Raw genomic sequence first — 8,594 nt, 5'->3', positions numbered from 1 at the left:
GTTCTATCTTGCGGGCCTGACCTGCACCGAAGAAACGTTCATGATCAAGGCCGGCGCCCAGCGCTTCGCGCAGCGGCACGGGATCATGCTGGTCGCGCCCGACACCAGCCCGCGCGGCGCCGGCATCGCCGGCGAGGCCGAGAGCTGGGACTTCGGCGTCGGGGCCGGCTTCTACCTCGACGCGACCCAGGCGCCCTGGGACCGGCACTACCGCATGTACAGCTACATCGTCGACGAACTGTTCGGCATCGTCACCTCCAAACTGCCGGGCGATCCCCGGCGCGCCGGCATCTTCGGGCATTCGATGGGCGGCCATGGCGCACTCGTGCTCGCCTTGCGCAACCCCGGCAAATTCCGCTCGGTCTCCGCCTTCGCGCCCATCGCCCATCCGAGCGACTGCCCCTGGGGACACAAGGCCTTCGGCAATTACCTGGGCCCCGACCGGCAGGCATGGAAGCAGTACGACGCCACGGAGCTGATGCGCGCGTCCCGCCAGCCCTTCCCGGGCGGCATCCTGGTGGACCAGGGGCTATCCGACCAGTTCCTCGATACCCAGCTGCGCCCCGAGGCCTTCGAGACGGCCTGCCGCGAAGCCGGCCAGCCGCTGGAGCTGCGGCGCCATGCGGGCTATGACCACGGCTATTACTTCATCTCGACTTTCATGGAAGACCACATGGCCTTCCACGCCAAGGCGCTGGGTGCCTGAGCGCCCCCGCCGATGACCCATCCCGCACGCGCAGCCCGGCTGCTGTGGCTGGCCGGCGCGATGCTGGCCGCCGCGCCGGCGGCGGCCCAGGAGCCGGAGTTCGACGCGAACCCCGAGCCGCAGACCGCCTATCGATCCAAGCAAGCGGTGATGGGCCGCCATTTCATGGCTGTCACGGCCCATCCCCTCGCCACCGAGGCCGCCTATCGCGTGCTCGACCGCGGCGGCAGCGCGGTCGACGCGGCCATCGCGGCGCAGATGATGCTCGGCCTGGTCGAACCGCAGTCCTCCGGGCTGGGAGGCGGCGCGTTCATGCTCTATTACGATGCCGCGCGCGGCAGGGTGACGGTCTTCGACGGCCGCGAGACCGCGCCGGCCGCGGCGACCGCGGATCGCTTCATGCAGGATGCCCGCCCCATGCCCTTCGCCGATGCCGTCGACAGCGGCAAGTCGGTGGGCGTGCCCGGCGTGCTGCGCGCGCTCGAGCTGGCGCACGAGCGCCATGGCAAGCTGCCCTGGCCCAGCCTGTTCGACGATGCGATCGACCGAGCGCGCCGCGGGTTTCCCGTATCGCCGCGCCTGGCCGCGCTGCTGCGCGGCAACCGGCGGCTGGCGGCCCAGCCGGCCGCGCGCGCCTATTTTTTCCATGCAGACGGTTCGCCCCGGCGCGAAGGCGAGGTCCTGCGCAACCCCGAGCTGGCCCGCACGCTGGCGCAGGTCGCCCGCGGCGGCGGGGACGCCTTCTACCGCGGCCCGCTGGCGCAGGCCATGGTGCAGGCCGTACGCAGCCACCCGCGACCCGGCGATCTTTCCGGCGCGGACCTGGCCGGCTATGCCGCCCGCGAACGCGACGCCCTGTGCCGCCCGTACCGCGTCTACGTAGCCTGCGGCGCCCCGCCGCCGAGTTCGGGCGGGCTGGCCGTGCTGCAGATGCTGGCGCTGCTCGACCATACGCCCATCGGCGCCGCCGAACCGGTTTCGGCCGCCGCGGTGCATTATTTTTCCGAAGCCGGGCGGCTGGCCTATGCCGACCGCGACCGCTACGTGGCCGATCCCGCTTTCGTCGACGTACCCGTGCGGGCGCTGCTGGACCCGGCCTACCTGGCCCGCCGGTCGGCGCTGATCGCGGCCGACCGTTCCATGGGGAAAGCCGCGCCCGGGGAACCGGTGCCGGGCGCGTTGGCGCGCCGCGGGGTCGACGACACGCCCGCCCTGCCCTCCACCACCCACGTCTCCATCGTGGATGCGGACGGCAATGCGGTGGCCATGACCTCGACCATCGAGCAGGCCTTCGGCAGCAAGCTGTTCGTCGGAGGCTTCCTGCTGAACAACGAGTTGACGGACTTTGCGCTGTCCCCCGTGGACGGACGGGGCGTGCCCGTGGCCAATCGTGTCGAAGGCGGCAAGCGGCCGCGCAGCACCATGGCCCCCACCATCGTGCTGCGGGCCGATGCTTCCGGCCCCCGGCTGCGGCTGGTGGTGGGGTCCCCGGGCGGCAGCGCGATCGCCAACTACGTCGCGCAGACGCTGGTCGCCAATCTCGCATGGGGACTCGACATCCAGTCCGCGATCGATCTGCCGCACTACGGCAGCCGCAACCGCGCCACCGAGCTTGAAAGCGGCACCTCCGTGGAAGGCCTGGTCCCCGCCCTTCGCGCCATGGGGCATCCCGTGGCCTTGCAGCCTTTTCCCAGCGGGCTGCATGGGGTGGAGATCCTGAGCAACGGGCTGTTGCGGGCGGGCGCCGACCCCCGGCGCGAGGGCACTGCCTTGGGGCGATAAGGGAACCAATTCGGTGAAAATTGCGTCCATTGGTGCCCTATTGGCACAAGATGGCTACATCCGGTAGTACATGTATGCGACCGAACGCCCCTGGGAGCGGCCATACCCTCTAAAATCCCCGTTTCAGAATTCCAAGCCACGCCGGACGACCAAGATCCGTGACTGAATTTTCCCTTCTTTCCGCAAGGGCGCGCCCGCGCGTGTCCCGTTCGCTTCTGTCGGCCCTCGCCTTGTCGGTCGGCCTCCTTGCCGCCAACCCGGCCGGCGCATTCGATTTCTTCGACGTCGCGCGGCGCGCCAAGGAACTCGCCGGCGAGAAATACAAGGCTCCCACCAGCCAGCTGCCCAAGGAACTGCGGGACCTCAAGTACGCGGAATACCAGCAGATCCAGCCCAAGCGCGAGAAATACCTGTGGGCCGACGGCCGTACTTCGTTCCAGGTCGCCTTCCACCATCAGGGCATGGCCTTCGACCTGCCGGTCAAGATCAACGAAATCGATGCCGAGGGCGTGCGCGAGGTCAAGTACGACCCCATCGACTTCGACTTCGGCCCCCGCCAACCCGACGCCAAGCTGTTGCGCGGCCTGGGCTTCGCGGGCTTTCGCATCCTCTATCCGCTCAACGACCCCGCCAAGCGCGACGACGAAGTGGCATCCTTCCTTGGCGCCAGCTATTTCCGCATGGTGGGCAAGGGCCAGGTCTACGGCGTATCGGCCCGCGGCCTGTCGATCGACACGGCGGTCCCCTCCGGCGAGGAATTCCCCCGCTTCCGCGAGTTCTGGATCGCCCGCCCGGCGAACAGCGACAAGCACATCGTCGTCTACGCGCTGCTGGACTCGCCGCGCGCCACCGGCGCCTACCGCTTCACCATCGCGCCGGGCGAGGACACCACGGTCGAGGTCCGCTCCCGCATCTACCTGCGCGCCCCGGTGGCCAAGCTCGGCATCGCCGGCATGGCGAGCATGTACCTGTACGGCGCCGCCCAGCCTTCCAGCACGGTCAACTACCGGCCCGAGCTGCACGACTCCGACGGCCTGGCCTTCCATGCCGGCAACGGCGAATGGCTATGGCGGCCGCTGAACAACCCGCGCCGCCTGGCCAACAGCTCGTTCATGGTCGAGAACCCGCGGGGCTTCGGCCTGCAGCAGCGCGGGCGGGACTTCCGGCAGTATGAAGACCTGGACGACCGCTACGACCTGCGGCCGACGCTATGGGTCGAGCCCAACGGCAACTGGGGCAAGGGGCGCGTGGAACTGGTCGAGATCCCCACCGCGGACGAGACCAACGACAACATCGTGGCCTTCTGGGTGCCCGAGCAGCAGCCCAAGCCCGGCGCCGCGCTCGACATGAACTACACGCTGCGCTGGACCCGCAACGAAGCGGGCCTGCAGGATCCCAAGCTGGCGCGCGTGCTGCAGACGCGGCGCTCGGTGGGCGAGACCAAGGGCACCGACCTGATCCGGCGCCCGGACGGCAGCACCGCCTTCGTGATCGATTTTTCCGCGCCGGCTCCCGCCAAGCCCAAGGATCCGCCTCTGCCGGTATCGCTGAATTTCTCCACCGGCGGCAACGCCGACGTGATCGAAAACAGCCTGCGCCGCAACCCGGTCACCGGCGGCTGGCGCGTCACCCTGCGCATCAAGGTCAAGGATACGACCAAGCCGGTCGAAATGCGGGCGAGCCTGGTCAACGGACAGAACCCCGTCTCCGAGACCTGGAGCTACCAGTTGCCTGGCTATGAAACGGGCGAGTAATGCCATGTCTGCGACGATAGACGAAGGAGCGATGCGAGACGGCGAGGCAACCGCTCTCGAACGGACGCTGGTCCAGGCCTACGGTCCGGAGCTGGACGAATACGGCGTCATCCGCCGCGACGAGGCCGGCCGTGTCTGTGTCCAGACCGCGCCCGCCATCCGGCGCACTTCCATGGTTCCCGAACCATGGGTCACCAACCCCTTCGTCCGCGGCTGGCGGCGTGTGCGCGGCAAGATGCACCAGCGCCGCGCCGAACGCCTGGCCCGTCCGCCCGAGCCGCGCTGGAAAGTCGCCGGACGGCTGCGCCGGCTGGTCCTGCTGGTGGCCGTGCTCGCCCAGACCGCGGTGGCGACCTGGTACATGAAGGCGGTGCTGCCCTACCAGGGCGGGCAGATCCTCGAAATCGCGATCCTGTTGCTGTTCGCGCTGCTGTTCTGCTGGGTGTCGGCCGGGTTCTGGACCGCACTGATGGGCTTCCTGCAACTGCTGATCGGCCGCGACCGCTATAGCATCTCGGCCACCGTGGCCGAAGGCGTGCCCATTTCGCCCAAGACCCGCACCGCCATCGTGATGCCCATCTGCAACGAGGACGTGGGCCGGGTGTTCGCCGGATTGCGCGCGACCTATGAATCGGTCGAGCGAACGGGCGACCTCGACAAGTTCGACTTCTTCATCCTCAGCGACAGCTACAAGCCCGACCACTGCGTGCAGGAACAGCGCGCCTGGGTCGAGCTTTGCAAGGCGGTCAAGGGCTTCGGCCGCATCCACTACCGGCGCCGCCGGCGGCGGGTCAAGCGCAAGAGCGGCAACATCGACGACTTCTGCCGGCGCTGGGGCGGCGAGTACGACTACATGGTGGTGCTCGACGCCGACAGCGTCATGAGCGGCGAATGCCTCAAGCGGCTCGTGGTGCTGATGGATGCCAACCCCGAGGCCGGCATCATCCAGAGCGCGCCGCGCGCCTCGGGAATGGATAGTCTCTACGCGCGCGTGCAGCAGTTCGCCACGCGTGTGTACGGCCCGCTGTTCACCGCCGGCCTGCATTTCTGGCAATTGGGCGAATCCCACTACTGGGGTCATAACGCCATCATCCGGCTGGAGCCGTTCATCCAGCATTGCGCGCTGGCACCCCTGCCCGGCAAGGGCAGCTTCGCCGGCGCCATCCTGTCGCACGATTTCGTCGAGGCCGCGCTCATGCGCCGCGCCGGCTATGGCGTCTGGATCGCCTATGACCTGCCGGGCAGCTACGAGGAGCTGCCGCCCAACCTGCTCGACGAACTGCAGCGCGACCAGCGCTGGTGCCAGGGCAACCTGATGAACTTCCGGCTGTTCCTGATCAACGGCCTGCACCCGGTGCACCGCGCCGTATTCCTGACCGGGGTCATGTCCTACCTGTCGGCGCCGCTGTGGTTCCTTTTCCTCGCGCTGTCGACCGCATTGCTGGCGGTCCACACGCTGACCGAGCCGCAGTACTTCGTCACGCCGCACCAGCTGTTCCCCATCTGGCCGCAATGGCATCCGGAAGAAGCCATCGCCCTGTTCTCGACCACCGCGCTGCTGCTTTTCCTGCCCAAGATACTGAGCGTACTGCTGGCCGGGGTCAAAGGCGCGCAAGGCTACCGGGGCGGGGGCAAGCTGTTGTGGTCCATGCTGCTGGAAGTGCTGTTCTCGATGCTGCTCGCGCCCATACGGATGCTGTTCCACACCCGCTTCGTGGTGGCTGCGTTCCTGGGATGGAAGGTGCAATGGAAATCGCCTTCCCGCGCCAATAACGAAACCCCCTGGGGAGAAGCGTTCAAGCGCCATGGCCTGCAGACGCTGCTGGGCATATGCTGGGGCCTGCTGGTGGCATGGCTCAACCCGAACTTCCTCTGGTGGATGATCCCCATCCTCGCGTCGCTGCTGCTGGCGATACCGCTGTCGGTGCTTTCCAGCCGCGTCAGCCTGGGACAGGGCGCCTTCGAGGACGGCCTGTTCTGCATTCCCGAGGAAACCTCGCCACCACGGGAACTCCAGGATACCGAACGCTACAACGAAGAAAACCAGGCCCGTCCCGCTCCCGGCTTCATGGACGCGCTGGTGGATCCCGCCGTCAATGCGCTGGCGCGCGCGTTCGCGACCGGCCGCCACCTGGCCGGCCATCCGCTGATCGAGGCGGCGCGGGCGCGCCTGGCCCGCGAGGCGATCGAGACCGGCCCCGATCATCTGGCCGACCCGCAGCGGATGCGGTTGCTCGACGATCCGGAAGTCCTGGAACGCGTGCACCTGGCGCTAGTCCAGCCGGCGCAGCAGGCCCGGGCCGCCTGAGGCGGCGCCGGGCAGGCACCTGCCGGCCTGTCAAAAAAGCATCGGATTATCGCAATCCGTTCGAAAACTTCCTCGCCGCCACGCCCGTCTCCAGGCCGCCATGTTGCAATGACGGAACCCAGGCCCGGGCGCCGCGACAGGCGTCCACGCGCCGCTCGCTTTGGAGGGAGATGTGGTCGGACAACATGATGGCGCTCGTCCGGAACGCGGCCGGCTCTTCGCCCGCGGCGCCGTTCTGGCCGGACTTTTCCTGGCATGCCGCGGCGCCCTGGCGGTGCAGCCCTGCGCCGGGGTGGCGGCCAACCTGACGCAGGCGCAGAAGGCCGAATATGCCACCCTGGTCGCCCACGCCGTAGGCGGCGGCGTCAGGCCGTCCCAGATCGTGCTTGCGCGCTACATGCAAAGCGGCGCCTGGAGCGCGGTCTATGCGTCGACGCCGCGCACGGACCCCGGCGTACTTTTCTTCGAGGAAATCGACGGCCGCAAGCAATTCCGGGAAGCCTGGGGCGGATGGGCCGACCGGTCCGAACAAGCGAAGCTCGTCGACTGGGCGCGAAAACTCGGGGCGCCGGAAAGCCTGGCCCGCTGCTTTGCGAATGTCGTGACCCATTGATAGCAACCGCCAACCGCGCCGCCCGGGAACGCGCCGTCGGCGCTCAACCCCCGGTGGCGTCCTGCCTTGCCGGCCCTTTCTTCCCGCGCGCTTCCCGCCTCATTTCCGTAGGCGTCGTCGCGCGCAGCCGGCGCATGGCCGCCGTCATGTGGCTATGGCTGGAAAAACCGGTGGACTTCGCGATCTCGCCCAGCGGTAGCGTGGTCGTCACGACCAGCCGTTCCGCCACGGCCACGCGGGCATCGAGAATGAACCGGTGCGGAGGCTGGCCGGAGGTCTGCCGGAATGCGCGCAGGAAATGGCTGGGCGACAGGCCGGCCACCCGGGCAAGCTGTTCGATGGATATGTCGTCGGCAAGGTGGGCGCGGATGTAGTCGTTCACCCGGCGCCAGGCTCCCGGCGCCATTCCGCCGGTTCGGCGAAGGCTGCCGGGCTTTCCGAGGGAAGAATAATGGCGCAGCAGGTGCGTCGCGAAAAGCGTGAGCAAGGCATCCACGCATAGCCGGTTGGCCCGGTCGCCCTGCTCCAATTCTTCCTTCAGCATCCGGGCCAGGGGCAGCATTTTCGCGTCCACCGTGCCGAGCAACGGGGGATGCAACTCGAAGTCCGTCCGGCCGAATTCCGCGCCGGCGAGGGCGGCAAGACGCCCGTGGTCCAGCGCGATGAGCAGGTTTTCCTTGTCGACGAGCCAGCGGGCGGAAAATTCCGAGCCGGTCGGGATGAGCTCCAGCGCTCCCGCCGGAGCCAGTCCGGCAATGCGGCGGTCGCTGTTGAGCCGGATCTGCCTGCCTGGCTGCGGCGTCAGCAACAGGAGCGCCAGGTGCGCCGTCGGATGCAGGAGGATTTCATTGGGCCCGATGCGCGTGCGCGTGGCCGCGGCCCCCGGGAGCTCGAGTTTCGGCCCCCAAGGGTCCGGAATGTCGCCAAGCAGAACAGTCATGGAAACGCCCCCCGACGTCGCTCGCTGCAGCGCTTACTTTATCAAGAATTGATCATTTTCTTATATTTTGGCTGTTTTCCTCGGAGTTTTCATCACTCATGCCGTGAGTGATTGCTACCATTGCTGCCTATATTCAATTGGGGGGAACGCGGTCCCTCCAAGGGTTTTCAAGCCCCGTTCCGAAAAACGAAATCGAGAGAATGCAGACCATGAAGAATGCTCGGACGTTATACCTGGCCGGCTGCATGCTGGCCTCGCTGGCAATGGGCGGCTGCGCCGCGCTGGACAGGATGGAACGGGAAAACTACCAGCACGCCTGCGACAACCTGGGCATTACGCGCGGTACGCCCGCCTACGACCAGTGCATGCTGCAGCAGCAGGCCATGGAAAATGCGAACACGCAGAAATTCATGGACCGCGAGGCGTACAAACACCGCCACTGAGGCTCGCGCCGGCGAAACCAACAGGATCCTCTCCGCCCGGGATACCGG

7 protein-coding genes are annotated in these 8,594 nt (G+C 67.7%); 6 read left to right on the top strand and 1 reads right to left on the bottom strand.

Annotation, left to right across the window (positions count from 1 at the left end; all coding sequences use genetic code 11):
- The 5 genes from fghA to CDO44_RS18635 form a co-directional block, all read left to right on the top strand.
- A partial coding sequence (gene fghA / locus CDO44_RS18655) for an S-formylglutathione hydrolase (RefSeq protein WP_087781788.1) occupies positions 1 to 706 on the top strand: 706 nt, incomplete at its 5' end.
- A gap of 12 nt (positions 707 to 718) precedes the next feature.
- Complete coding sequence (gene ggt / locus CDO44_RS18650) at positions 719 to 2,488, top strand: gamma-glutamyltransferase (RefSeq protein ID WP_087781787.1); 1,770 nt, start codon at positions 719 to 721, stop codon at positions 2,486 to 2,488.
- Positions 2,489 to 2,688: 200 nt separating this feature from the next.
- Entirely contained in the window at positions 2,689 to 4,242 is a 1,554-nt protein-coding gene (locus CDO44_RS18645) for a glucan biosynthesis protein G (RefSeq protein ID WP_144389551.1), read from the top strand.
- Positions 4,243 to 4,246: 4 nt separating this feature from the next.
- Positions 4,247 to 6,550, top strand: coding sequence for a glucans biosynthesis glucosyltransferase MdoH (gene mdoH / locus CDO44_RS18640; protein ID WP_233146263.1), 2,304 nt, complete (start codon positions 4,247 to 4,249; stop codon positions 6,548 to 6,550).
- A gap of 172 nt (positions 6,551 to 6,722) precedes the next feature.
- On the top strand, positions 6,723 to 7,163 hold the full coding sequence (locus tag CDO44_RS18635) for a hypothetical protein (protein ID WP_087781784.1): 441 nt from the start codon (positions 6,723 to 6,725) through the stop codon (positions 7,161 to 7,163).
- A gap of 43 nt (positions 7,164 to 7,206) precedes the next feature.
- Here CDO44_RS18635 and CDO44_RS18630 read toward each other — a convergent pair whose 3' ends face one another.
- Entirely contained in the window at positions 7,207 to 8,103 is an 897-nt protein-coding gene (locus tag CDO44_RS18630) for an AraC family transcriptional regulator (protein ID WP_087781783.1), read from the bottom strand.
- Between the two features lie 209 nt (positions 8,104 to 8,312).
- On the opposite strand from CDO44_RS18630, the gene CDO44_RS18625 reads away from it, so the two are divergent.
- On the top strand, positions 8,313 to 8,546 hold the full coding sequence (locus tag CDO44_RS18625) for a hypothetical protein (RefSeq protein WP_144389550.1): 234 nt from the start codon (positions 8,313 to 8,315) through the stop codon (positions 8,544 to 8,546).
- Positions 8,547 to 8,594 lie beyond the last annotated feature (48 nt).

Origin of the sequence: Pigmentiphaga sp. NML080357, assembly GCF_002188465.1 — a bacterium.
Lineage (GTDB): Bacteria > Pseudomonadota > Gammaproteobacteria > Burkholderiales > Burkholderiaceae_B > Pigmentiphaga.
The sequence above is the reverse complement of the archived record's forward strand: the minus strand, read 5'-3'. Positions and strand labels throughout refer to the sequence as shown.